Origin of the sequence: Kingella oralis (genome assembly GCF_014054985.1) — a bacterium.
Taxonomy (GTDB): Bacteria; Pseudomonadota; Gammaproteobacteria; order Burkholderiales; family Neisseriaceae; genus Kingella_B; species Kingella_B oralis.
Genome location: NZ_CP059569.1, coordinates 604,900 through 627,237 on the forward strand (window position 1 = coordinate 604,900; position 22,338 = coordinate 627,237).

Annotated in this window: 20 protein-coding genes and 3 pseudogenes; 5 read left to right on the plus strand and 18 right to left on the minus strand. The window is 55.0% G+C overall.

Annotation, left to right across the window (positions count from 1 at the left end; all coding sequences use genetic code 11):
- Nucleotides 1–3 precede the first annotated feature (3 nt).
- The 5 genes and pseudogenes from smc to H3L93_RS03265 form a co-directional block, all read right to left on the minus strand.
- Nucleotides 4–3,486, minus strand: a complete 3,483-nt coding sequence (gene smc / locus H3L93_RS03245) for a chromosome segregation protein SMC (protein WP_003796967.1) — start codon at nt 3,484–3,486, stop codon at nt 4–6.
- 285 nt (nt 3,487–3,771) lie between these two features.
- Nucleotides 3,772–4,155, minus strand: coding sequence for a hypothetical protein (locus H3L93_RS03250; RefSeq protein WP_003796965.1), 384 nt, complete (start codon nt 4,153–4,155; stop codon nt 3,772–3,774).
- A gap of 94 nt (nt 4,156–4,249) precedes the next feature.
- A complete protein-coding gene (locus H3L93_RS03255) occupies nt 4,250–4,588 on the minus strand; it encodes a hypothetical protein (RefSeq protein WP_003796963.1) in 339 nt (112 codons plus the stop codon).
- 257 nt (nt 4,589–4,845) lie between these two features.
- Nucleotides 4,846–5,844 carry a UDP-N-acetylglucosamine 4,6-dehydratase (inverting) gene (gene pseB / locus H3L93_RS03260; protein WP_003796961.1) on the minus strand — a complete coding sequence of 333 codons (999 nt, stop codon included), beginning with the start codon at nt 5,842–5,844 and terminating at the stop codon, nt 4,846–4,848.
- A gap of 42 nt (nt 5,845–5,886) precedes the next feature.
- Nucleotides 5,887–6,579 (minus strand): annotated as a pseudogene (locus tag H3L93_RS03265) (aspartate/glutamate racemase family protein).
- On the opposite strand from H3L93_RS03265, the gene H3L93_RS03270 reads away from it, so the two are divergent.
- Nucleotides 6,578–6,745 carry a hypothetical protein gene (locus tag H3L93_RS03270; RefSeq protein ID WP_155803160.1) on the plus strand — a complete coding sequence of 56 codons (168 nt, stop codon included), beginning with the start codon at nt 6,578–6,580 and terminating at the stop codon, nt 6,743–6,745. The pseudogene H3L93_RS03265 and the gene H3L93_RS03270 overlap by 2 nt on opposite strands.
- A gap of 28 nt (nt 6,746–6,773) precedes the next feature.
- On the opposite strand, the gene dapE is transcribed toward H3L93_RS03270, so the two are convergent.
- The 13 genes and pseudogenes from dapE to H3L93_RS03330 form a co-directional block, all read right to left on the minus strand.
- Nucleotides 6,774–7,895, minus strand: a complete 1,122-nt coding sequence (dapE, locus tag H3L93_RS03275; protein ID WP_003796953.1) for a succinyl-diaminopimelate desuccinylase — start codon at nt 7,893–7,895, stop codon at nt 6,774–6,776.
- 73 nt (nt 7,896–7,968) lie between these two features.
- A complete protein-coding gene (gene leuD / locus H3L93_RS03280; protein WP_003796951.1) occupies nt 7,969–8,613 on the minus strand; it encodes a 3-isopropylmalate dehydratase small subunit in 645 nt (214 codons plus the stop codon).
- An 81-nt stretch (nt 8,614–8,694) separates the two neighbouring features.
- A complete protein-coding gene (locus H3L93_RS03285; RefSeq protein WP_003796949.1) occupies nt 8,695–8,835 on the minus strand; it encodes a hypothetical protein in 141 nt (46 codons plus the stop codon).
- A 138-nt stretch (nt 8,836–8,973) separates the two neighbouring features.
- Complete coding sequence (locus tag H3L93_RS03290; protein ID WP_003796947.1) at nt 8,974–9,834, minus strand: M48 family metallopeptidase; 861 nt, start codon at nt 9,832–9,834, stop codon at nt 8,974–8,976.
- Nucleotides 9,831–10,094: pseudogene (locus H3L93_RS13460) on the minus strand (transposase family protein); the annotation flags it as partial. The pseudogene H3L93_RS13460 and the gene H3L93_RS03290, both read right to left, overlap by 4 nt.
- A gap of 81 nt (nt 10,095–10,175) precedes the next feature.
- Nucleotides 10,176–10,551, minus strand: a pseudogene (locus H3L93_RS13465) (transposase family protein); the annotation flags it as partial.
- 89 nt (nt 10,552–10,640) lie between these two features.
- Nucleotides 10,641–11,573: a DUF1152 domain-containing protein gene (locus tag H3L93_RS03300; protein ID WP_003796942.1), complete on the minus strand. Its 933-nt coding sequence runs from the start codon at nt 11,571–11,573 to the stop codon at nt 10,641–10,643.
- A gap of 109 nt (nt 11,574–11,682) precedes the next feature.
- Nucleotides 11,683–12,033 carry a hypothetical protein gene (locus H3L93_RS03305; protein ID WP_003796939.1) on the minus strand — a complete coding sequence of 117 codons (351 nt, stop codon included), beginning with the start codon at nt 12,031–12,033 and terminating at the stop codon, nt 11,683–11,685.
- Nucleotides 12,034–12,132: 99 nt separating this feature from the next.
- On the minus strand, nt 12,133–13,539 hold the full coding sequence (leuC, locus tag H3L93_RS03310; protein WP_003796937.1) for a 3-isopropylmalate dehydratase large subunit: 1,407 nt from the start codon (nt 13,537–13,539) through the stop codon (nt 12,133–12,135).
- Between the two features lie 340 nt (nt 13,540–13,879).
- A complete protein-coding gene (locus H3L93_RS03315; protein ID WP_003796934.1) occupies nt 13,880–14,458 on the minus strand; it encodes a hypothetical protein in 579 nt (192 codons plus the stop codon).
- A gap of 12 nt (nt 14,459–14,470) precedes the next feature.
- A complete protein-coding gene (locus tag H3L93_RS03320) occupies nt 14,471–14,788 on the minus strand; it encodes a hypothetical protein (RefSeq protein ID WP_003796933.1) in 318 nt (105 codons plus the stop codon).
- A 151-nt stretch (nt 14,789–14,939) separates the two neighbouring features.
- Nucleotides 14,940–15,566 carry a tetratricopeptide repeat protein gene (locus H3L93_RS03325; protein WP_081446116.1) on the minus strand — a complete coding sequence of 209 codons (627 nt, stop codon included), beginning with the start codon at nt 15,564–15,566 and terminating at the stop codon, nt 14,940–14,942.
- Between the two features lie 143 nt (nt 15,567–15,709).
- Nucleotides 15,710–16,696 (minus strand): RluA family pseudouridine synthase, encoded by a 987-nt coding sequence (locus tag H3L93_RS03330; protein WP_003796929.1) that lies wholly within the window; start codon nt 16,694–16,696, stop codon nt 15,710–15,712.
- Nucleotides 16,697–17,212: 516 nt separating this feature from the next.
- On the opposite strand from H3L93_RS03330, the gene H3L93_RS03335 reads away from it, so the two are divergent.
- From H3L93_RS03335 to kdsA, 4 genes are all read left to right on the plus strand, one after another.
- Nucleotides 17,213–20,116 carry an Rne/Rng family ribonuclease gene (locus H3L93_RS03335; protein WP_003796926.1) on the plus strand — a complete coding sequence of 968 codons (2,904 nt, stop codon included), beginning with the start codon at nt 17,213–17,215 and terminating at the stop codon, nt 20,114–20,116.
- A gap of 214 nt (nt 20,117–20,330) precedes the next feature.
- Nucleotides 20,331–20,819, plus strand: a complete 489-nt coding sequence (locus tag H3L93_RS03340) for an adenylyltransferase/cytidyltransferase family protein (protein ID WP_003796923.1) — start codon at nt 20,331–20,333, stop codon at nt 20,817–20,819.
- A gap of 119 nt (nt 20,820–20,938) precedes the next feature.
- Nucleotides 20,939–21,436 (plus strand): YbhB/YbcL family Raf kinase inhibitor-like protein, encoded by a 498-nt coding sequence (locus H3L93_RS03345; protein ID WP_003796921.1) that lies wholly within the window; start codon nt 20,939–20,941, stop codon nt 21,434–21,436.
- A gap of 49 nt (nt 21,437–21,485) precedes the next feature.
- Entirely contained in the window at nt 21,486–22,325 is an 840-nt protein-coding gene (kdsA, locus tag H3L93_RS03350) for a 3-deoxy-8-phosphooctulonate synthase (protein ID WP_003796918.1), read from the plus strand.
- The last annotated feature ends 13 nt before the right edge of the window (nt 22,326–22,338 follow it).

The window sequence follows — 22,338 nt, forward strand, 5'->3', positions numbered from 1 at the left end:
TTTTCAGGCTGCCTCTGCCATTTGCATGGCTTGTTTAATATCCACGGCAACAATGCGCGATACGCCTTTTTCTTGCATGGTTACGCCGATGAGCTGCTCTGCCATTTCCATGGTGAGGCGGTTGTGCGAGATATAGAGAAACTGGGTTTGCGCTGCCATTTCTTTCACCAGCTGGCAAAAACGGCTGGTGTTGGCATCGTCCAGCGGCGCGTCCACTTCGTCCAGCAGGCAAAATGGCGCGGGGTTCAGGCTGAACAGCGCAAACACGAGGCTCATGGCGGTAAGGGCTTTTTCGCCGCCGCTCAATAGGTGGATGGAGCTGTTTTTCTTGCCGATGGGGCGCGCCATGATGCTGATGCCTGCGCTGAGCGGGTCGCTGTCGGTAAGCTGCAAGGTGGCTTCGCCGCCGCCAAACAGCGTGGGGAAGATGCTTTGCATTTTGGTGTTGACGGCGTGGAAGGTTTCCAAGAAGCGGGTTTGGGTTTCGTGGTCAATTTGGGCGATGGCTTCTTTCAGCAGGGCGATGGCGTTTTGCACGTCTTCGCTTTGGCTGCGGTAGTAATCGCTGCGCTGCTGGGCTTCGGCAAGCTCGTCCAGCGCGGCAAGGTTCACCGCGCCCAAGGCTTCGATTTGCGCCAGCAGGCGGTTGATGTGTTGCGATAGGCTTTTCAGGCTGCCTGAATGCTCGGCAACGGCAAGGGCGGCTAAATCTGCGCCGCGTTCGGTAAGCTGTTCGTGGTAACGCTGGGCGTTAAGCTCGGCTTGCTGCTGTTGCAACAGCGCGTTTTGCACGGCAGCCTGAATTTGCGGCAGCTCGGCGGCAAGCGCTTGGGCTTGGTTAAACAGCTCTTGCCCTTGCGCTTGGGTGTGAACAAGCGTTTCTTGCGCGGCGGCGATGCGCTCGGCAAGCTCGGCGCTGGCTTCTTGGGCGATGAGCAACTGCTCGGCAAGCTCGCTGCCAGCTTCATCGGCTTCTTGGGCGAGCGTGGCTTCTTCTATGCGCTGCTGCCAGTCTTGCTGTTGCAGCAAAATTTGCGCGGCTTGCTCGGCAAGGCTATCGGCGCGTTGTTGGATTTTGTGTTGTTCCAATTCGGCTGCGCCGTATTGGCGATTGGCTTCCAACAGGGCGAGCTGGGCGGTTTTGAGGGCGTGTTGCTGCGTTTTCAGGCTGCCTGATAGCGTGTCAAATTGGTGTTCCAACTCGTCTAGCGATTGGGCAAGGGTATCGCTGTCTTCGGCTAGGCTGTCGCTTTGTTGGGCAAGCAGTTCTATTTCGTCTTGCAACTGGGCTTGCTCTTGGGCGATGTGTTCGCGGCGAAGCTGGGCTTGGTTGCTGCGCTCGGTAAGCTGGTTGGCGTGGTTTTGCGCTTGTTGCAGTTGGCTTAACAATTCGCGGTAGTGTTCTTGCGCTTGGCTGTGCGCTTCTTCGGCTTGGGCAAGCGCGGTTTGTGCATCTTCGGCTTGCTGTTGGGCAGCGGCAAGCTGGGGGGCGAGGGTGGCAAGCTGCGCGGTGAGTTCGTCGTGTTGGGCTTTTTGCTGGATAAGGTTTGAACCGCTGGCGGCGTGGTACAGCGTGATGCTGTGTTTGTCCACGCGATGCCCTTGCGGCGTGAGCCATATTTGCTGCGGGGCAAGTTCGCTTTGGTGGGCGATGGCGTAATCCAAATCGGGGGCGCAGAGGATGCCGTCCAGCCAGTCGTGTAAGGCAGCCTGAAAATCTTTATGCGCTTGGATTTGATTGAGTAGGGCTTGGGCGGGCTGGGTTTTCTTGCCGATGGGATGCGTTTGGTTGAGCCATGCGGCTGCGCCTTGCGGCAAGGGGCTGGGCAAGGCGGCTTCGGCGGGCAGCTTTTTGGCGTGCAAGCGTTCGGCAAGCACCACGCTGATGGCGTGTTGCCATGCTTCGGGGGCGGTGAGCTGTTGCCACAGGCTGGGAGTTTGGGCGTAGTCGGTGTTTGCCCAAAAGTCGTTGGGCGCGCTGCTGTGCAGGATTTGGGCGATGGCTTGCTGCTGGGCTTGCGCGGCGATGTGTTGCTGATGGAGGGTGTGATAATGCGCTTGGGCTTTTTGCTGCTGCGTTTTCAGGCTGCCTAATTGGGCTTGGCGGTGTTGCCATTGGATTTCGGCGGCTTGGCATTGGTGTTGCAGGGTTTGGGCGGCATCTTTGGCTTGTTGCAAGGCGGGGTTGTCGGCTGCGCCAAGCTGGGCGAGTTCGTCTGCTAGGCGTTGCAGGCGGCTGCGGTGGTTGGCAAGGGTGGCTTGGATGTGTTGTTGCTGCTGTTGTTTGAGCGCGTGTTCGCGTTTCAGGCTGCCGATTTGGTCGTGCTGGCTTTGGTGATTGTGTTGGCTGGTTTGCTCGGCGGCTTCTAGCTCGGGCAGGCGAGCTTCGTGTTCGGCAACAATCAGGGCAAGTTCGGCGAGTTCGCTGTTTTTTTCTTGCGCTTGTTGCAGCAGGGCTTCGCGCTCGGCTAGGGTGTTGGCGTGTTGCTGGCGCAGTTTGTGCAACTGGGCTTGGGCGGATTGGCGGTCACGCTCGGCGCGTTCGTTTTGTGCGTGTTGGGCGCGGATTTGTTCTTCTAGGCGGGCGATGTGTTCGCGCGATTGGGCGTGTTGCTGTTGCAGGGCATCGTGTTGCTGCTGTTGCTCGCGCTCGGCAAGGCGCAACTCTTGGATGCGTTGGTTAAGGCTGTCGCTAGTGGCTTGGTTGTGCGCCTGTTGCGCTTGGGCATCGGCGTGCTGCGCTTGGGCGGCATCGGCTTGGGCAAGGGCGTTTTGCCATTGGATGTAGTCGGATAGGTTTTGATTTTGCGCCAATTCGCTTTTCAGGCTGCGGTATTGCTCGGCGGTGGCGGCTTGGGCGTGCAGTTTTTCCACTTGGCGGGCAAGCTCGGTTTGCAGGTCGGCGAGGCGTTGCAAGTGGTCGCGCGTGTCGTCTAGCCGCGTGGCGGTTTCGCGGCGGCGTTCTTTGTATTTGGAAATGCCTGCGGCTTCTTCTATATACACGCGCAATTCTTCGGGGCGGGCTTCGATGATGCGTGAAATCATGCCCTGCTCTATCACGGCGTAGCCTTTGGTGCCCACGCCTGTGCCTAGGAATAGGTCGGTGATGTCGCGGCGGCGCACGGCTTGGTTGTTGATGAAATAGCTGGAATCACCTTGGCGCGTGAGCTGGCGTTTGATGGCGATTTCGGCGTATTGCCCCCACGCGCCTTGCAAAACGTGGTCGCTGTTGTCAAACACCAGCTCCACCGAGGCGCGCGGCGCGGGGCGGCGGGTGGCGGCGCCGTTGGAAATAACGTCTTGCATGGATTCGCCGCGCAGCTGCTTGGCGGACGATTCGCCCAACACCCAGCGCACGGCATCGATGACGTTGGATTTGCCGCAGCCGTTGGGCCCGATAACGGCGACAAGTTGGCTGGGAACGTGGATGGTGGTGGGGTCGATAAAGGATTTGAATCCGGCAAGTTTGATTTGGGTGAGACGCATGGGGCAGCCTGAAAAGGGGGAAACGGGTGGGGCAAAAAGGGGCGGATTATAGCAAATTGGGCGGGGCGGGATGGTTTTCAGGCTGCCTATTGGGTTACGCGCAATAGGCAGCCTGAAAATGAAAATGGGGGCAGCGGTTTGTGGCTGGATGGAAAACTTTGCAAAATCTAAAATAAAACAAGAAACACGCAATGCTCCGTTATTCCCGCCTGCGCGGGGATGACGACATTTCTTATTTTTAGCGCCGCAACTTTGCTGCGCTTGCAGGCAGCCTGAAACAAGGGTTTAGACTTTCAAATTCGCCTGCCCCAAGGTTTCGCCTTGCTCGTTGCCCCACACCACAACCGCCTGCTCCGTGGCTTGCACATAGGCGGCAAGCAGCGGGTCTGTTTGGCAGTATGCCTGCCATGCGGCGCGGAAATCTTCGGCGCTCACCGGTCCGATGATGGTGATAAGCAGCAAAGCCAGCGGCGTGCTGCCCGCGAGAAAACGCTCGATGCGCACGGCAGGGGCGATTTCTTCGGCAACGTATTTCACGGCATCGGCTTCATCGGGAAAGGTGCAGGCAACGAACAGGGCGTTGCTTTCGTTGCCTGCGTCGTCTGCCAATACGTCGTGGGAAATATCGACGATAACGGTGTATTCGGAGCGTGGTTCGGTTGGGTTCATGGATTGTCTTTCGGTTGTGGGGAAGGGGTTTCAGGCTGCCTCAATGTCTGTGCAATAGGCAGCCTGAAAACGGCAAAACGGTTTTCAGGCTGCCTTAAAATTCAACAGGTTTGCCCTGATAGCAAATTTCCACAACTTTCATGTTGCATTCAATCCCTGTGTCTCGCAAACATTTGCATTCAATTTGCGACAAACCGTCGGCTAGATTTTCGCGCACATTAAAGCGCACAGGGGTAACAAACAGCGTGCCCGTCCATTTGCTATGCGGTTTATAGCCGCCCGCCATTTTGGCGGCTTGCTGCCATTCGTTCATGGCTTGGGCTAAGTAGGCAAAATTCGCCACCAGCATTCGGCTGTTGCTAAATGGTTGCTTGGCGGTGAGGGTGATGCCGTTGCCTGCCAGTTTGTTGAAGTAGATGTCTAGGGTAATCATGTTTCAGGCTGTCTGATGGTTTGGATAGAAGATGTAATGGGAATAACGGTATCCGCGATAATGGGGGGCTGGGCTGCGTTGTAGGCAACCTGAAACCCTTGCGAAGCCTGCAACCGACGGTGCAATCAAAGGTTCGCCGACATTTTACTAACCAGTAAAGTCCATTGAACTCTGTCATTTGGCGATAAGCCATCGCCGCGCCATTTTAGATTTTCAGGCTGCCTCAATACGCCGTAGGCAGCCTGAAAACGTAAAACTCAAATCTTGCCAATTTTATGCTGGTTCTCGGCAATCCACGCTTGCAATTCTTCTTGCGACATCCATTCGCTATTGTTGTCGCTGGCGTACACAAAGCCTTCGGGCACGGGTTTGCCGTCTTTGATGCGCTCGGGCGTTTTGTCCCAGCCGTTGATGGCAGGCAGGATTTTGAAATGCTCGGGGTATTCGTAGGTGTGCCATGAATCTTCCGCGCCTATCATTTGCTCGTGTAGTTTTTCGCCGGGGCGGATGCCGACGGTTTTTTGCGCGCATTCGGGGGCGACGGCGCGGGCAAGGTCGCAAATGTTCATCGACGGGATTTTTTTCACATAAATTTCGCCGCCCACCATGTCGTCAAAGGCGTGCCAAACCAGATCTACGCCTTGTTCCAGCGAAATCATAAAGCGCGTCATGCGCGGGTCGGTGATGGGCAGCTCGCCCGTGTGGCGCACGGATAGGAAAAACGGAATCACCGAGCCGCGCGAACCCATCACGTTGCCGTAGCGCACGACGGCAAAGCGTGTGCCGTGTTCGCCGGAATAGGCGTTGCCGGCCACGAAGAGTTTGTCGCTGGCGAGCTTGGTGGCGCCGTAAAGGTTTACGGGGCTGCTGGCTTTGTCGGTGGAGAGGGCGACGACTTTTTTCACGCCTTTGTCGATGCAGGCATCTATCAGGTTCATCGCGCCGTTGATGTTGGTTTTGACGCACTCAAACGGGTTGTATTCGGCGGTGGGGACGATTTTGGTGGCGGCGGCGTGGACCACGTAATCCACGCCGTCCAGCGCGCGGTACAGGCGGTCTTTGTCGCGCACGTCGCCGATAAAAAAGCGCACGCGCTTGTCGCCCTGGTATTTTTTCGCCATGTCCCACTGCTTCATTTCGTCGCGGGAGAGGATGATGATTTTTTTGGGGTTGTAACGGGCTAGGGTCATGGGGACGAAGGTGTTGCCGAATGAGCCGGTGCCGCCTGTAATCAGAATGGTGGAGTTGCTTAACATGGTTTTTTTAATGGGAATTGGAAAAGGGGAGATTATACGGAATTATTGCGCCAGCGCGGCATTGACTGCTGCTTGTGCGTGAAGGGCGGTGCTGTCAAACACGGGCAAGGGGCTGTTTTGCGCGTTCACAATCAGGCAAATTTCGGTGCAGCCGAGGATAACGCCTTGCGCGCCTTGCGTTTTCAGGCTGCCGATAACGTTTTGGAAATATTGTGCGGAGGCAGCCTGAATTTTATTGACGCACAATTCTTCAAAAATAATGCGGTGGATTTCGTTTTGTTCGGCTTCGTTGGGGACGATGGTGTTTACGCCTTGCGCTGCCATGCGCTCGGTGTAGAAGCCGTCGCTCATGGTGAAGCGCGTGCCGAGCAGGCCGACGGTGTGCAAGCCTTGCTGTTTGATGGCTTAGGCGGTGGCATCCACAATATGCAGCAGCGGAATGCTGACGGCTTGTTCTATGGCGGGGGTGACTTTGTGCATGGTGTTGGTGGCCAGCAGCAGCAAATCTGCGCCTGCGCCTGCCAGTTTGGTTGCGCTGTTTGCCAGCAAATGCCCTGCGGCTGCCCAATCGCCCTGCTTTTGCAGTTGCACCACGGTTTCAAAATTGACGCTGTGCATGATGATTTCTGCGCTGGTGTTGCCGCCTAGGCGGTGGTTGGTTTCGCGGTTGATGGTTTGGTAATACAGGGCGGTGCTTTCGGGGCTCATGCCGCCGATGATGCCGATGGTTTTCATGGTGGGTCTCCTGATGATGGTGGGGCGCGGGGGGAATGTTGGGCAGCCTGAAAACTGTCTGCGCGATTTTGACGGCTTGCTGGCAAGCCGTGCGCTGGCGAGAAATGTTTTAGCTTCGCAGAAGCTTATAAACTCGCTTTCAGGCTGCCTTTGGGGTAAACAATAGCGCTGAGTCGTCCGCTCTATGTGGTGTGTTAGGCAAACAATTCTTGCATGATGGTTTGATAGATGGCGGTGAGTTTGGGGATGTCGTCTAACGCGATGTGTTCGTCGATTTGGTGGATGGTGGCGTTGACGAAACCGAGTTCAATCAGCTCGCGGCTGATGGCTTTGATAAAGCGTCCGTCGGATGTGCCGCCAGTGGTGGAAAGTTCGGGGGTGATGCCGCAGATGTGTTGGCAGGCGCGTTGGGCGATTTGGGTGAGCGTGCCTGCTTTGGTTAGGAAGGGGTTGCCTGATAGTTGCCAGTCTAGGTCGTAGCGCAGCTGGTGCGCGTCTAGGATTTGGTGGACTTGGCTTTTCAGGCTGCCTTCGGTTTGCTCGGTGGAGAAGCGGAAGTTGAATTGCACGGCGATGTCGGCGGGGATAACGTTGGTTGCGCCTGTGCCGCTGTGGATGTTGGAGATTTGGAAGCTGGTGGCGGGGAAGTAGGCGTTGCCGTTGTCCCATTGGGTGTTGATGAGTTCGGCGAGCGCGGGGGCGGCGCGGTGGATGGGGTTTTCGGCGAGATGGGGATAGGCGATGTGTCCTTGCTTGCCGTGGATTTTCAGGCTGCCTGAAAGGCTGCCGCGCCGTCCGTTTTTGAGCATATCGCCCAGTTGGTGTTGCGCGGTGGGTTCGCCCACGATGCAGTAGTCAAAGGTTTCGCCGCGTGCGCGTAGGGTTTCTACCACGCGGGTGGTGCCGTCTTTGCCGTCGCCTTCTTCGTCGGAGGTAATCAGCAGGGCGAGGCTGCCTGAAAACTGGGGATGGGCGGTGAGGTAGCGTTCGGCGGCTACGACAAAGCAGGCGATGGCGGTTTTCATGTCGGCTGCGCCGCGGGCGTAGAGTTTGCCGTTGTGTTCGGTTGGCTCAAAGGGGGGGAATGTCCATTGGGCGGTGTCGCCTGTGGGGACGACATCGGTGTGCCCCGCAAAGCACAACACGGGGGATTGGCTGCCGATGCGGGCATAGAGATTTTTGGTGTTGCCGTGGTTGTGCCATTCTATTTTGAAACCGAGCGCGACAAGCCGTGTGGCGATGATGTCTTGGCAGCCGTGGTCGTTGGGCGTGATGCTGGGTTGGGAGAGCAGTTGTTTGGCAAGGGCGATGGGCATGGTGGGCTTTCGGGTGGGATGGTGTAAAGGTTTTCAGGCTGCCTTTGTGTGATGAGGCAGCCTGAAAATGGGTTTATGTGTTGTGGAACAGCCAAGGTTGGCTGGCTTGGCGTTGTTGTTCAAAGTGTTTGATTTCATCGGCGTGTTGCAGGGTTAAGCCGATTTCGTCTAAACCATTGAGCAGGCAGTGTTTACGGTGTTCGGTGATGTCAAAATGGAAGGCGGCGCCGCTGGGGGTGGTTACGGTTTGCTGGGCAAGGTCTATGGTGAGCCGATAGCCTTCGTTGGCGTAGGTTTCTTGGAACAGTTGTTCCACTTGCTCTTCGCTCAATACGATGGGCAGCAAGCCGTTTTTGTAGCAGTTGTTGAAAAATATGTCGGCAAAGCTGGGGGCGATAACGGCGCGAAAGCCGTAATCATCCAATGCCCAAGGGGCGTGTTCGCGGCTGGAACCGCAGCCGAAGTTTTTGCGCGTGAGCAGAATTTGCGCGCCTTGATAGCGCGGTTGGTTGAGCGAAAATTCGGGGTTGAGCGGGCGGCGGCTGTTGTCCATGCCAGGTTCGCCGTGGTCTAGGTAGCGCCATTCGTCAAAGCAGTTTACGCCAAAGCCGCTGCGTTTGATGGATTTGAGAAATTGTTTGGGGATGATGGCATCGGTGTCCACGTTGCTGCGGTCAAGCGGGGCAACGATGGCGGTGATTTGGGTGAATGATTTCATGGTGGTGTCTCTGTGTGGTTTGGGGGAGTTGGAATAGGCAGCCTGAAAACAGGTAAATGGTTTTCAGACTGCCTAATTGGCTTACTGCGCGGGGGCTTTTTCTGCGCCCACTTGATATTTCACGGTTTCCCAGTTGGTTGAGTTTTCGCTCACATGGCTGCGCGTGTCGGTGCAAGCGGCTAGGGTGAGCGCGGCGAGAGTGATGAGTAGAGCTTTTTTCATGCTATTTTCCTTATAAAGGTGGGGTTAAATAAATACACGAGAGACCATTCTGATAAACGTGTAGATTAACAAAATGTGTCTGTATTTTAACTGAAATTTTAAATTTGGGCAGCTTGCAAATAGAGTGAATGCTGCGGATTAAGGTGTTTGGGGCGATTTGCTTTGCCAGATATTGGGCAATTTGGCGGGGCTGTTTTGATAGCCGAGCTGGCTGGCTATCTGTTGAACATTGTGTTGCCGCTCGCGGGTGTCGGGATGGGTGCTGAGCCATGCGATGTTGTGGTTTTTGTGGTCTTTTTGTTCAATTTCTTCCAGCGTTGCAAACAATTGGCTGGCACCGCCCACGTTGCCATATTCCTTGGCGATGGCTTCTATGGCGGCGTTGTCGGCGGCGCGCTCCATATCGCGGCTGTATTTCAGGCTGCCGATGCTCACAAGGGCATCTATTTGCGTTTCGCTGCCGAGCATGGCGGCAATCACGCTATACATTAAACCACGCGACATACCGCGCAGGGGATCGCGGTGTTTGATGTGCGCCATTTCGTGTGCCAACACGGCGGCAACGCTCTCTTCGCTGGGCAATTCTTTGAGCAGCCCGCGATACAACACCACATTGCCGCCAAATGTGGCATAGGCGTTGGGAATTTCTTGCTCGCTGATGTACACGGTTACCAAGTTATCGGGCAGATTCATGTGTTTGCCCAGCCGCGCGGCAAGGGCGGTGATTTGGGGGTCTTGCTGGGTGTGTTTATCGGCGATGAGCTCTTTGCCCACAAAGCTGAACCATTGCTTTTCGCGCGGCAGGCTGATGACATAGGGCATGGCGCGCACGGCGACTTCCACCAGCGCCCAAATCACCACAACGGTGATGGCAAGATAAATCAGCATGGCGCGGATTTCTCGCCCGTGGTGCGTGTCGTGTGGGATGTTGGGATTGTCTTTTTCGTTGAACTTTGGGGCTTCGTATTGCATGGATAGACCTCTTGCGAAAATATTCATCCCATCGCATTAACCAGTCCTGCAATCAGATTTGCCCTTAACCCGAACCGTTTCCGCCTGTTGCGGTAAGGTAGAGACAATATTTTGAATATTTTCAGCTTCCTATTGATGTGCTCGATGACAGTTCTGAGTTTGCCTAACCGCCTGTTCGCCTCTTTATCCTGTTTGTTCAGCGGATGATGTTTGGATTTCTTTTTTGGGGTCTGTAATCCGGTTTTAGCCAATCCTTGATAACCCTTATCCGCAATGACTATAGTGGATTAAAATAAAAATGAGACAAGGCGGCGAGCCGCAAGGCGTACAGGTAGTACGTCAAGGCGAGCAAACGCCGTATCATTGCAATTTTAATCGACTATAACGTCGCAATTTTAATCGACTATAACGTCAATGATGACCGTTTGATCGCCCGGGTTTTGGCAGGGAAAAGCGTTTGCAACGGATGAGGGCGTCCTCGGTTTTACGGATGGTGCGGCAGACATTACTTTCAGAAAGACCGTAGATGGCGGCCAATTCGAGTTGGGTATGGTAATGGCGCAGATAACTTAGGGTAAACAGCAGTTGGTCTGCCAAACCGAGTGTATGCGGCCTGCCCGACTTGATCTTCCGGCTTTCTGCTTCTGTGGTGACTTGCAGCATTTCATGAAAAAGGACGGGCGTTACACCTGTGAGCCGTTTGAATTCCCTGTCGCTTCTTTGGATGAGGTTTTCGTATTTCATTTGGAAATTGTAAATCTTCAGGATACTTTCGCAAAAGGTCTAATATTGGCTCCCTGAGATAGTTTTCAGATTGCCTGAAACCTGAAGGCTTATATCGGCAAATCGCGCCGCCCTGCCCGCCGGCCGTGTATCGCGCGGTGGATGCGGTAGAGTCGGTAATATTCCTGCATGGTTTCGCTGTCAGAAACCTGTTCTTTGAACGGCAACCGTTCGGCCAATTTATCTAGCCTGAAAAACCAATAAAGCGGCATAAGCGGATTGACAAACTGTTCGCAGCCTTCGGTGCGCAGGCTGAAATGGATGTCGCCGAAACTGCCGCGCATGGCGGCGGCAATACCGTTGGTAACGATGCTGCGGTGGCTGCTTTGGTGGTTTAGGTATTCGGTCAGGCTCAGAAAACCTGCACCCTCGGGCATTTGCGCGGTGATTGATTGCGCGCCGAGAAAAGCTTGTGCGCGGGTCAGTTCCGCCATGTTCTGCAACAGCGTGTAATGGTCTAAATCGTGTTCCACGCCAAAGCCGACGGCGGCCAAATAACGGTGTTCAAAGCCTGCCGCATTGGCAGCGATAACCGACAGGCTGTCCTCAACAATGGTGCCGGTTGCCCATTCGTCGCCAAACATCAGGCTGTCGGTGCCGCCGTCGGCAAGAATAACCGTGTCCAGCCTATGTTTTTCGCGTAGATGGCGATAGGCATCCCGCAGTGGCCGCACGCCTGTTTTTGCAAACGCATAAACGGGCGCACGGCAGCCTGAACCGGCCAGCCATTCTGCAATGTGCTTTTCCGGAAAATAGGGCAGATTGGCGGCGTTCTCGTCAATCAGATAGCAGTTTGGAAACACTGCTTCGCAGCCGCTTTCGGCCAATTGCGAGAAGGAAAGGTTTGCTAAAACGGTATATTTGCCCAAACTCTGCAAATACAGATGCAGCGGAATGCCGGAAGCGAGGTCGTAACCGCCGCCGCAGCCCGCAATCAGGATGCGCGAGCTATTTTGGATTTGTCGGAAAAAGGGTATCTGCATGGGCTGAGGCTACCTGAAAGCGGTGGGTGGATATGAGGTGGGCAACAGAAAAGCAGCAGCCTACACCCTGGCTTTCAGGCTACCTAAAACCCTTGTTTGCCCGTGCGGTTTATCGGCCATTCGGCATAGAAATCGTTTGGTTTTCTATTTCCCGAATGCCGGCTAAAAATTCTTTCTCGCTTTTGGCCAGCGTGGTGCTGCTTTTATCTGCGTGCTTGTAGAAGCGCACTTCGCCGCTGCAATGGAGACCATAGAAATTCCCGCATCCGTCCAAGCTGATTAGCCGCATTTCCGTACCGCGATACCAGCCGCCGCAGTCGGCGATTTGATGGGAATAGTATTGGTATTCGGGTGGGTAGAGTGCGAATACGGGGTAGTCGCGCTTGGCGCCGGAAAAACAGCAAGGGTACAGGCGGATGCGTTGGATGGCATGGTGGTATAGGTTTTCAAGGTCGGTCATGGCGGGGGCGTTCTATTGGAAATTTGTTGAAATTGACATTTCAGGCTGCCTGAAACGCCGAAAAGCACTTCAAAGCAGCCTGCACTTCCTTTTTACAGATTACAACTCCCGCACGTCCACAAAATGCCCGGCCACCGCCGCTGCCGCCGCCATCGCTGGGCTGACGAGGTGGGTTCTGCCGCCATTGCCCTGCCGCCCTTCAAAATTGCGGTTGGATGTGGATGCGCAGCGTTGTTGCGGCTGCAAGCGGTCGGCGTTCATGGCGAGACACATGGAGCACCCTGGTTCGCGCCATTCAAAGCCCGCGTCGATAAAGATTTTGTCCAAGCCTTCGGCTTCGGCTTGGCGTTTCACCAAGCCCGAACCAGGCACGATGAGCACACGCTGCACGTTATCCGCCTTTTTGCGCCCTTTGGCGATGGCAGCGGCTTCGCGCAAATCTTCAATGCGGCTGTTGGTGCACGAGCCGATGAACACAATATCCACAGGAATGTCGGTGAGCGGTGTGCCTGCTTCCAAGCCCATGTATTCCAGCGCGCGCTCCATGCCGCTGCGTTTCACGGGGTCGGCTTCGTCGGCGGGGTTGGGTACTTTGCCGCTCACGTCCAACACCATTTCGGGCGATGTGCCCCATGTTACCTGCGGCTCAATATCGGCAGCCTGAAAACGGTAAACCTTGTCAAAAGCCGCGCCTTCGTCTGATACCAATGTTTTCCAATAGGCAACGGCTTTGTCCCAATCCGCGCCTTTGGGGGCGAAAGGGCGGTCTTTCACATAATCAATCGTGGTGTCGTCCACCGCCACCATGCCGCTGCGCGCGCCCGCTTCAATCGCCATGTTGCACAGCGTCATGCGCCCTTCCATGCTCAGGCTGCGGATGGCTTCGCCGCCAAACTCGATGGCGTAACCCGTGCCGCCCGCCGTGCCAATTTGTCCAATAATATAGAGTGCCACGTCTTTGGCGGTTACGCCTGCTTTCAGGCTGCCTGAAACTTCAATCAGCATGGATTTGGACTTTTTGGCGGTAATACATTGCGTTGCCATCGTGTGTTCCACTTCGGACGTGCCGATGCCGTGCGCCAATGCGCCGAATGCGCCGTGGGTGCTGGTGTGCGAGTCGCCGCAGACCACGGTCATGCCAGGTAGCGTTGCGCCTTGCTCGGGCCCCATCACGTGCACAATGCCTTGGCCTTTGTCCATAAACGGAAAATACGCCAGCGCGCCAAATTCTTTGATGTTTTTGTCCAAAGTGTCCACTTGCAGCTTGGAAATCGAGTCTTGGATGCCCTTGTCCCAATCGCCTGTGGGCGTGTTGTGGTCGGCGGTGGAAACCACGCTGTCAATGCGCCAGAGCTTGCGCCCCGCCATCTTCAAGCCTTCAAAGGCTTGCGGGCTGGTTACTTCGTGTACCAAATGGCGGTCAATATACAGCAGCACCGTGCCGTCTTCTTCCTCGCGGACAACGTGGCTGTTCCAGAGTTTGTCGTATAGGGTTTGCGGGGTCATGGTTTGTGTCTTTCTATGGATGAATGGGTGAAACGGCAGGCATTTTAGACTTTTTGGACATTAATTTCAAGTGAAAAATCAAAAATGGCGAAAACGACATTTTATTTTTGGACAAATTGTTTATTTTTTTAACCTGCCGAAGTTTGCGAACTTCTGTTTGTTGTTAGGCTGAAACCTTTGCAAAACGCCTGAGATAGCCTGAAATACAAGAAATGCCATCATTCCCGAGTAAGTAGGAATGACGGAAGGCAAGTAGGTTGGGCATTGATGCGCGACGTTAATAACGGGGGAATTGATTATTGCTGGTTATCAGGCTGTGCAACGTTTTCAGGCTGCCTCACTACCGCGCCTGCTGCATTGCTTCCAACATCTTAACCACGTTGGCATTCAGTTCATTTGCATCCAGCCAGCCGCTAGACACAAACATCAACAAAAACACAAACAACAGCAGCGAAGAAACCAGCCAATACACCACATAAGCCCCCGCTACGCGCAAAGGTCGCTGCCCGCTGATTGCCACCGCGCCTGCAAACTGCGCCCAAAAACACCAAGTGTTCCACAAGCCCACCCACGGGCGCATTTCGGGATAGGGCAGGGTGAACAGCGTGGGAATCGCCAAGGCTTCGGTGGCCAACACATAGCCCCAAAACGGCACGCGCTCGCCATCAGGCGCACGCAGCAGCTCCCAAAACACGCGCGTCAGCACCAAATAGCGCGTAACCGCCGTTAAAAAGCCAAAGCCGATGGCGGCATCGCCCGCGCCCAAAAACGGCTTCAACGCCACCGCGTTCACCATGCCCACCGCCGCCCACACCAACACAAACACGGGCAAGCCATACGCATAAAACCGCGCGGGGCGAAAGCGCAAAACCGCCGCAGCGCCCGCCTGCCTTGCCAACAGCCATAAATTCATCTTCATTTTCAGGCTGCCTTAACCATGCGCGCATCCGCAAGCGCAGCCGCCTTCTTGCGCGTGTTTATTGGCGTTGTCGGCATCCTCGGCAAGCAAGGCTTCATAATCGCCGCTTTCAATCAGGCTCACTAATTCCGCCAAACTTTCCGCGCCCTCCACCCAGTCGCAAGGCTCGCCCGCGGGCAAATCGGGTGGCAACACGGCGGCGGTTTCAGGCTGCCAGGCAATCCAGTAGCCGTTTTGGGTGAGGTAAAACTGCGCGTTGGGCGCAAGGGGTGTTTCTGCGCTTGCATTGATGCGGGCGACGATTTCGGGTGGCGGAGAAAGGGGTATCATGGAAAATCCTTGTTGATTGGAGGCGTGAGGCAGCCTGAAAATAAAAGGGCGAATTATAGTGGGAAATGGGGGTGGCGTTGTAGGCGGTTATATATAAGGCAGCCTGAAAACCGTTTTTTGGGGTTTCAGGCTGCCTGTTGGATTGGGAGGATTAGCGAATGCCCATGCGTTCTAATTCTTGTAAATTTTCACGAGCCAGTGCTTTGATATTGGCAATATTGGGATTTTCTGGTGTATCAGGCTGTGCTAGCACTTTTTGATAGCATATTTTGGCTTGCTGGAAATCTTGTTCTACGCCGCGTCCCTGATGGTACATCCAACCTAAATTGTTTTGTGCTATAGCAAGTCCTTGATTGGCAGCTTTTTGATACCATTCAAATGCTTGTTTATCATCCTGATTCACACCATTACCTTTGCTATACATAAAACCTAAAGTGTATTGAGCATGGGCAAGTCCTTGATTCGCGGCTTTTTGATACCATTCAAATGCTTGTTCAGTATCCTGATTTACACCACGCCCAGTAAAATACATATTACCCAAGTCATATTGAGCTTCTGCATAATTTTGGTCAGCAGCTTTTTGAAACCATATCATTGCTTGTGTATAACTTTTTGTTGTGCCCTGACCATCTCGATACATTAAACCTAAATAATATTGCGCTATGGCTTCGCCTTGTTCTGCAACTGGCTTAAGCAGTTTAAAAGCTTGGGCATAATCACCTTTGTAGTGAGCAGCCATAGCTTGTTGAAATTGAGTGTTTTTAGAAGTAGGTTCCATATTAATCACCTTACAAAAATCAGGCGGTATTACCGCTCTTAGTTTGCAAAATGCGCCTGCTATCAAGCGCAACAGGTCATATTTTCCAGCAATTTCTATGCCATTTGTCCTCAAAGGCAGCCTGAAAACCAATGTTCCCGTTTTCAGGCTGCCTCTCCCCCCGCCGCCAACCGCCCCAACACCCGCTCCAACTCCTCAGGCAACCCCGCCACTAAATCCAACGTTTCGCCCGACAACGGATGCGCCAACACCAGCCGATGCGCGTGCAAAAACATCCGCTTCAAGCCCAGCTTTTGCAAACGCCTGTTCGCCTGATAATCGCCATAGCGTTCATCGCCCGCAATCGGGCAGCCACTCGCCTGCATATGCACGCGAATTTGATGCGTGCGCCCCGTTTTCAGCGTCGCCTCCACAAGGCTCAACGCTGAAATGCCCACCGAATGCGTGAGGCAGCCTGAAAACGTGTCTAGCACGCGAAAAATCGTGTGCGCCGACTGCCCCTCATCGCCCACGCGCACCATCTTTTCGCCCGCCGCGCCCGTGTATTTCACCAGCGGCAGCCGCACATGGCGGTTTTCAGGCTGCCACGCGCCCACGCCCAGCGCCAGATAAATCTTCTTTGGGTGGTCGTTGCGCAGCATCTCATGCAGCTTCACCAATGCACTGCGCTTTTTCGCAATCATCAGCAAACCGCTGGTGTCCTTGTCCAGCCGATGCACCAGCTCCAAATAGTTTGCCTCGGGGCGCGCTTGGCGCAGCTGCTCAATCACACCAAAGCTCACGCCGCTGCCGCCATGCACCGCAATGCCGCTGGGTTTATTGATGACCAACAGCGCATCGTCTTCAAAAATAATTTCAAATTCCCGCGGCGGCACGGTTTTCAGGCTGTCTGAAACGTTTTTTTCTGCCACACGAATCGGCGGAATGCGCACGCAATCGCCCGCCGCCACGCGATAATCAGGCTTGGCGCGCCCCTTGTTCACGCGCACCTCGCCGCCGCGAATAATGCGGTGGATATGGCTTTTGGGAACGCCTTTTAAAATTTTAATCAAATAGTTATCAAGACGTTGCCCCGCTTCGTGTTCTGCCACGCTGATATGATTGACTATTTCTTTGCTAAACGATGCCATTTTCTCTATAATCCGAAACTTGTTTTGGGCGGTTTCAGGCTGCCTAAAACGCCATTTTCAGCGCACACGGCTTTGAAATAATGATGAATGAAACCAATACATCGGCAGCCTGAAAATGAATTTATTGCATAAAAAAGCCGTAGCCATCCATTTTACAAAATAACGCACTTTGACGTTCCACTTTATTGGCAAACAGCCTAACCAATAAAAACATAATCAAGTTGAGCCCTAAATCAGCCCGAAGACGACGGCTAACCCATTTTCCATTTGTTGCAACATCAATCCCATCATTCAAAAAACATGAATTTCGTTTTGCGAATGAAATATGCAGCAAATCTTTCCAAAGGCAGCCTGAAAATCCAATAGCGATTTCAACCGCGCCGCCATCACAGTTCTTTAATATCGCTCTTCACGCCCACACGCCGCACCGTATCGTTTTGCTTACGGCAGCACGCGGCAGGGCGGTTCAAAACTGATTATCTCAAAGTGCCGCCATCTATAAGGTACTAAAAACAAATGAAAAGAATGCTATTTAACGCCCGCCAAGCAGAAGAATTGCGCGTGGCGATTGTGGACGGTCAAACCCTGATTGACCTAGACATTGAAACGCTCGGCAAAGAGCAACGTAAAGGCAATATTTACACAGGCACCATCACCCGCATTGAGCCATCGCTGGAAGCCTGCTTTGTGGATTACGGCATGGACAGACACGGCTTTTTGCCGTTTAAAGAAGTCTCCCGCGCCTATTTTCAAGACTACGAAGGCGGCAAAGTTCGCATCCAAGACGTGCTCAAAGAAGGCATGCAGGTGATTGTGCAAGTGGAAAAAGACGAGCGCGGCAACAAAGGCGCGGCACTGACCACCTACATCAGCCTAGCAGGGCGTTATTTGGTGTTGATGCCCAACAACCCGCGCGGCGGTGGCGTATCGCGCCGCATTGAAGGCGAAGACCGCGCTGAGTTGAAAGAAGCGATGGCGCAATTGGATGTGCCACACGGCATGAGCCTGATTGCCCGCACCGCAGGCATCGGGCGCACATCCGAAGAATTGGCTTGGGATTTCAACTATTTATTGCAACTTTGGCGTGCCATTGAAGAAGCCGCGGCTGCTCATCCCGAGCCTTATTTGCTGTTTATGGAAAGTTCGTTGGTGATTCGCGCCATCCGCGATTATTTCCGCCCCGACATCGGCGAAATTCTGGTGGACAACCCAGAAGTTTACGAGCAAGTGTCTGAATTTATGAGCTATGTGATGCCCAATAATTTAGGCAGGCTGAAACTGTATGACGACCATATTCCGCTCTTTTCGCGTTTGCAAATTGAGCAGCAAATTGAAACCGTGTTCTCGCGCGAAGTAACGCTGCCCAGCGGCGGCGCGATTGTGATTGACCACACCGAAGCCTTGGTGTCGGTGGACGTGAACTCCGCCCGCTCCACACGCGGCGCAGACATCGAAGAAACCGCATTTCGCACCAACATGGAAGCGGCGGAAGAAGTCGCCCGCCAAATGCGCCTGCGCGACTTGGGCGGCTTGGTGGTGATTGACTTCATTGACATGGAAGACGCCAAGCACCAGCGCGAAGTGGAAAACACGCTGAAAGACGCGCTCAAACGCGACCGCGCGCGCGTGCAAATGGGCAAATTGTCCAAATTTGGCTTGCTGGAATTGTCGCGCCAACGCTTGCAGCCCGCGCTGGCAGAATCCAGCCACATCGCTTGCCCACGCTGCGCAGGCACAGGCGTGATTCGCAGCATCGAATCCACCGCGCTGCACGTTTTGCGCCTGATTCAAGACGCGGCGATGAAAGAAAACACGGGCGAAGTGCACGCACAAGTGCCTGTTGATGTGGCGACTTTCTTGCTCAACGAAAAACGCGCCGAATTGTTTGGCATGGAAGAGCGGCTGGACGTGTCGGTGTTCCTGATTCCCAATCCGCATTTGGAAAACCCGCACTACGAAATTTCGCGCATTCGCGTGGACGATTTGGACGACAACGCCGCGCCCAGCTACAAGCGCGTAACGCAGCCTGAAAGCAGCGAAACCGTGCCCTTTGCCAACAAAAAAGGCGAAAAAGCCATGCACCCCGAGCCCGCAGTGAAAGGCGTGCATCACGCTTCGCCGCCGCCTGTGGTGGCAAGCAGCAGCCAATCTTGGTGGGAGAGCTTTAAAGGCTGGCTGAAAAAACTGTTTGGCGGCGATGCAGGCGAACCTGCCGCGCCCGCGAAAAAATCATCTAGCCGCAACGAACGCAGCGGCGGTACAAGCAATAAACGCAGCAACCGCCGCAATAAACGCCGCGAAAGCAGCGAAGAAAAATCCGCCAACGGCAATGCCAATAACAATGGCAACAGCAGCAATGGCAACAACGGCGAGCGCAAAAATTCGCGTGGACGCAATGCCAACACCGCTGCCAATGAGGAAAACGCCGAAGCCAAAGCCTTGATGCAGCCTGAAAACGCGACCGCCAAAGCGGAAAAAGAACCGCGCAACAGCCGCAACAAAGGCGAGCAGCGCAGTCGTAACCGCAATCAAGCAAACGCCAACCAAGCGGCGGATGCAGCGGCAGACAACAGCGTTGCCAACGTTGCCCAAGTTGCCGAAGCACAAGGGCAGCCTGAAAAAGAGAGCGGCAAAAAATCCAGCCGTAACCGCAAGCAAAAACCTGTGGTGGTGCGCTTGGGCGATGATGGACGCAGCGAAAGCCCTGACAACGCGGGTGGAAACAAACGCCGCCGCCGTCCGCAAAAACAAGGCGATGCCGTGCGCGTAACCGTTGCGCCTGCGCCTGATTCGGTAGCCGCGATTGCCCAGCGCGTGCGCGCAGCCGTGGCGCATGTGTTGGCGATTGAAGCGGGCAAAGTGCCGCCCAGCCGTTTGGCTGCGGATGACGAAGTGGGCAGCCTGAAAACCGAAAGTGCCGAAATGGCGGCGGAAAGCATGGCGGCAACAGAAGATGCCGTGGTTGCCCGAGCGAGTGCTTATGTGGAACAGGCGCAAATCACCGTGTTGCACGGCAGCCTGAAAACCGAACGCGGTGAAGCGGGGGCAGAAACGGATGCCGCCGCGCCGCAAGCGGTTGAGGCAGCGGATGCTGTTTCCAGCGCAGCCGAATCGGGCAGCCTGAAAACGGCGGATACGGCGGATGAAACGCAGCTAAGCGCAACGCAAGCGGTTGCGGCGGAAACCGAAACCGTTTCGCCCGCACAAGTGGCTGCCGCCCGGTCTGCTTCGTCGTTCAACCTTGCCGAAATCGTTGCCGCATCGGGTTTGCAGTTTGTGGAAACCGATGCCGCCGCGCTGGCAGCCGAAGCCGAACGCGGGCAACCCGCGCCCGAACCCCGTTTGCGCCGCAGCGATGTGCCGCGCGTGGAAACCGCGGTGCTTGCGGTGGAAATGGTTCAGGTGGAAACCGCTAAATAGTCGGAACAAAACCGCGTTGCTTGGGTAGCGCGGTTTTTGTTTTGTGGCGGCGGAAAGGCAGCCTGAAACGCGATATAGAGCAACAGTTGCCCCAATGCTTACGGGCTTCGCAAAGATTGCGGATTGAATGCGCAGCCAACTTTCAGGCTGCCTAAACCCCCGTTCTGCCGCTAAAATACGCCTTTTATTTTTCATCCCCTCATCAGGAGCCATCATGACTGCTTACGCCCCGCCCCAATTTGAACAAAAAATCGTCGCGCCCGAGCAATTATCCGCCGCGCTGGCGCAGTTGCCGCGCCCGCTGGTGTTTACTAACGGCTGCTTTGACATCCTGCATCGCGGACACGTTACTTACCTTGCCCAAGCCCGCGCGTTGGGGGCGAGCATGGTGCTGGCGTTGAACACCGATGCGTCGGTGAAACGGCAGGGCAAGGGCGATGACCGCCCCATCAATTCGCTGGCAAACCGCGCGGCGGTGGCGGCGGCGCTCGCCAGCGTGGATTTGGTAACGTGGTTTGACAGCGATACGCCTGCCGATTTGATTGCGCTGGTTCAGCCCGATGTGTTGGTGAAAGGCGGCGATTGGCAGCCTGAAAACATCGTCGGCGCGGCGGAAACTTTGGCGCGCGGCGGCAGCGTACACAGCATTCCGTTTTTGCATCAAACGTCCACCACCAAAACGCTGGCGAAAATTCGCGGCTAAACTTGCCCCGCCAAGGGCCGCCTGAAACGCGTTTTCCTGTTTTCAGGCTGCCTATGATTTCCCTTAAGGCAGCCTGAAAACCGATTCAGTCCAGCCTAATCATCATAAGGAGACCCACCATGCAAGTTCACACCACCGCCATAGAAAACGGCGTATTCCACGACCGCTTTGGCAAACGCGGCAGCGATTTCAGCCCCAACGGCATGCCCAGCCGCTCCATCCCATTTAGCATCAGCGGCGCGCCCGCAGGCACGCAATCCTATGCCGTGGTGCTGGACGACAAAGACGCGGTTACTGCCGTAGGCTTTGTGTGGATACATTGGCTCATCGCCGATTTAACCGCCACCAGCGTGCCTGAAAACGACAGCATCGCCGCGCAAGGCTACACCCAAGGCGCAAACTCGTGGGCAAGCGTGTTGGGCGAACTCAGTATCGCCGAAGCCAGCGCATACGGCGGCATGACACCGCCCAACTGCCCGCACCGCTATGACTTAACCGTGTACGCGCTGGACACCCAGCTCAACCTGCCGCAAGGCTTCCGCTACAACGACCTGCACTACGCCATGCAAGGGCACATCCTCGCCACAGCCAGCGTAACCGGCACATACAGCGATTAAGCAGCCTGAAAACGGCTTCAAGCGCAAAACCCAACCCAAAGGACACCCCATGCTTTCCCACCACAACATCACCCTAAACAACCAAGCCCCATTTGTACTCTTTGGCGGCATCAACGTGCTAGAAGACCTAACCAGCACGCTGCACGCCGCCGAACACTACATCCAAGTAACGCAAAAACTCGGCATCCCCTTCATCTTCAAAGCATCGTTTGACAAAGCCAACCGCTCGTCCATCCACTCCTATCGAGGCGTGGGGCTAGACGAAGGCTTGCGCATCTTCGCCAAAGTCAAACAAGAATTTGGCTGCCCCATCATTACCGATGTGCACGAGCCGCACCAATGCGCCCCCGTTGCCGAAGTGTGCGACATCCTGCAACTGCCCGCCTTCCTCGCCCGCCAAACCGATTTGGTAACCGCCATGGCAAAAACAGATCGCGTCATCAACGTCAAAAAACCCCAATTTCTCAGCCCCAGCCAAATGAAAAACATCGTGGAAAAATTCCACGAAGCCGGCAACGATAAAGTCATCCTATGCGAGCGCGGCGCGCAGTTCGGCTACGACAATCTGGTGGTGGATATGCTCGGCTTTGGCGTGATGAAAAAAACCTGTGGCAACCTGCCCATTATTTTTGACGTAACCCACTCGCTGCAACAGCGCGAAAGCGGCGCAGCCGCATCAGGCGGACGGCGCAGCCAAGTGCTAGACCTTGCGCTGGCCGGCATGGCAACAGGCTTAGCAGGCTTATTTTTAGAAAGCCACGCCAATCCCAGCCAAGCCAAGTGCGACGGTGCATCCGCCTTGCCGCTCGCCCAGCTGGAAGACTTCCTCGCGCGCGTGAAAGCCGTGGACGATGTGGTGAAATCGTTTGCGCCGATGGAGATTGCGTAACGCTGCGGTTTGC

Coding starts and splice junctions, on each gene's coding strand:
- smc (WP_003796967.1), bottom strand. CDS start 3,486: ATGCGTCTCACCCAAATCAAACTTGCCGGATTCAAATCCTTTATCGAC.
- H3L93_RS03250 (WP_003796965.1), bottom strand. CDS start 4,155: ATGAACCCAACCGAACCACGCTCCGAATACACCGTTATCGTCGATATT.
- H3L93_RS03255 (WP_003796963.1), bottom strand. CDS start 4,588: ATGATTACCCTAGACATCTACTTCAACAAACTGGCAGGCAACGGCATC.
- pseB (WP_003796961.1), bottom strand. CDS start 5,844: ATGTTAAGCAACTCCACCATTCTGATTACAGGCGGCACCGGCTCATTC.
- H3L93_RS03270 (WP_155803160.1), top strand. CDS start 6,578: ATGGTGGGTCTCCTGATGATGGTGGGGCGCGGGGGGAATGTTGGGCAG.
- dapE (WP_003796953.1), bottom strand. CDS start 7,895: ATGCCCATCGCCCTTGCCAAACAACTGCTCTCCCAACCCAGCATCACG.
- leuD (WP_003796951.1), bottom strand. CDS start 8,613: ATGAAATCATTCACCCAAATCACCGCCATCGTTGCCCCGCTTGACCGC.
- H3L93_RS03285 (WP_003796949.1), bottom strand. CDS start 8,835: ATGAAAAAAGCTCTACTCATCACTCTCGCCGCGCTCACCCTAGCCGCT.
- H3L93_RS03290 (WP_003796947.1), bottom strand. CDS start 9,834: ATGAATATTTTCGCAAGAGGTCTATCCATGCAATACGAAGCCCCAAAG.
- H3L93_RS03300 (WP_003796942.1), bottom strand. CDS start 11,573: ATGCAGATACCCTTTTTCCGACAAATCCAAAATAGCTCGCGCATCCTG.
- H3L93_RS03305 (WP_003796939.1), bottom strand. CDS start 12,033: ATGACCGACCTTGAAAACCTATACCACCATGCCATCCAACGCATCCGC.
- leuC (WP_003796937.1), bottom strand. CDS start 13,539: ATGACCCCGCAAACCCTATACGACAAACTCTGGAACAGCCACGTTGTC.
- H3L93_RS03315 (WP_003796934.1), bottom strand. CDS start 14,458: ATGAAGATGAATTTATGGCTGTTGGCAAGGCAGGCGGGCGCTGCGGCG.
- H3L93_RS03320 (WP_003796933.1), bottom strand. CDS start 14,788: ATGATACCCCTTTCTCCGCCACCCGAAATCGTCGCCCGCATCAATGCA.
- H3L93_RS03325 (WP_081446116.1), bottom strand. CDS start 15,566: ATGGAACCTACTTCTAAAAACACTCAATTTCAACAAGCTATGGCTGCT.
- H3L93_RS03330 (WP_003796929.1), bottom strand. CDS start 16,696: ATGGCATCGTTTAGCAAAGAAATAGTCAATCATATCAGCGTGGCAGAA.
- H3L93_RS03335 (WP_003796926.1), top strand. CDS start 17,213: ATGAAAAGAATGCTATTTAACGCCCGCCAAGCAGAAGAATTGCGCGTG.
- H3L93_RS03340 (WP_003796923.1), top strand. CDS start 20,331: ATGACTGCTTACGCCCCGCCCCAATTTGAACAAAAAATCGTCGCGCCC.
- H3L93_RS03345 (WP_003796921.1), top strand. CDS start 20,939: ATGCAAGTTCACACCACCGCCATAGAAAACGGCGTATTCCACGACCGC.
- kdsA (WP_003796918.1), top strand. CDS start 21,486: ATGCTTTCCCACCACAACATCACCCTAAACAACCAAGCCCCATTTGTA.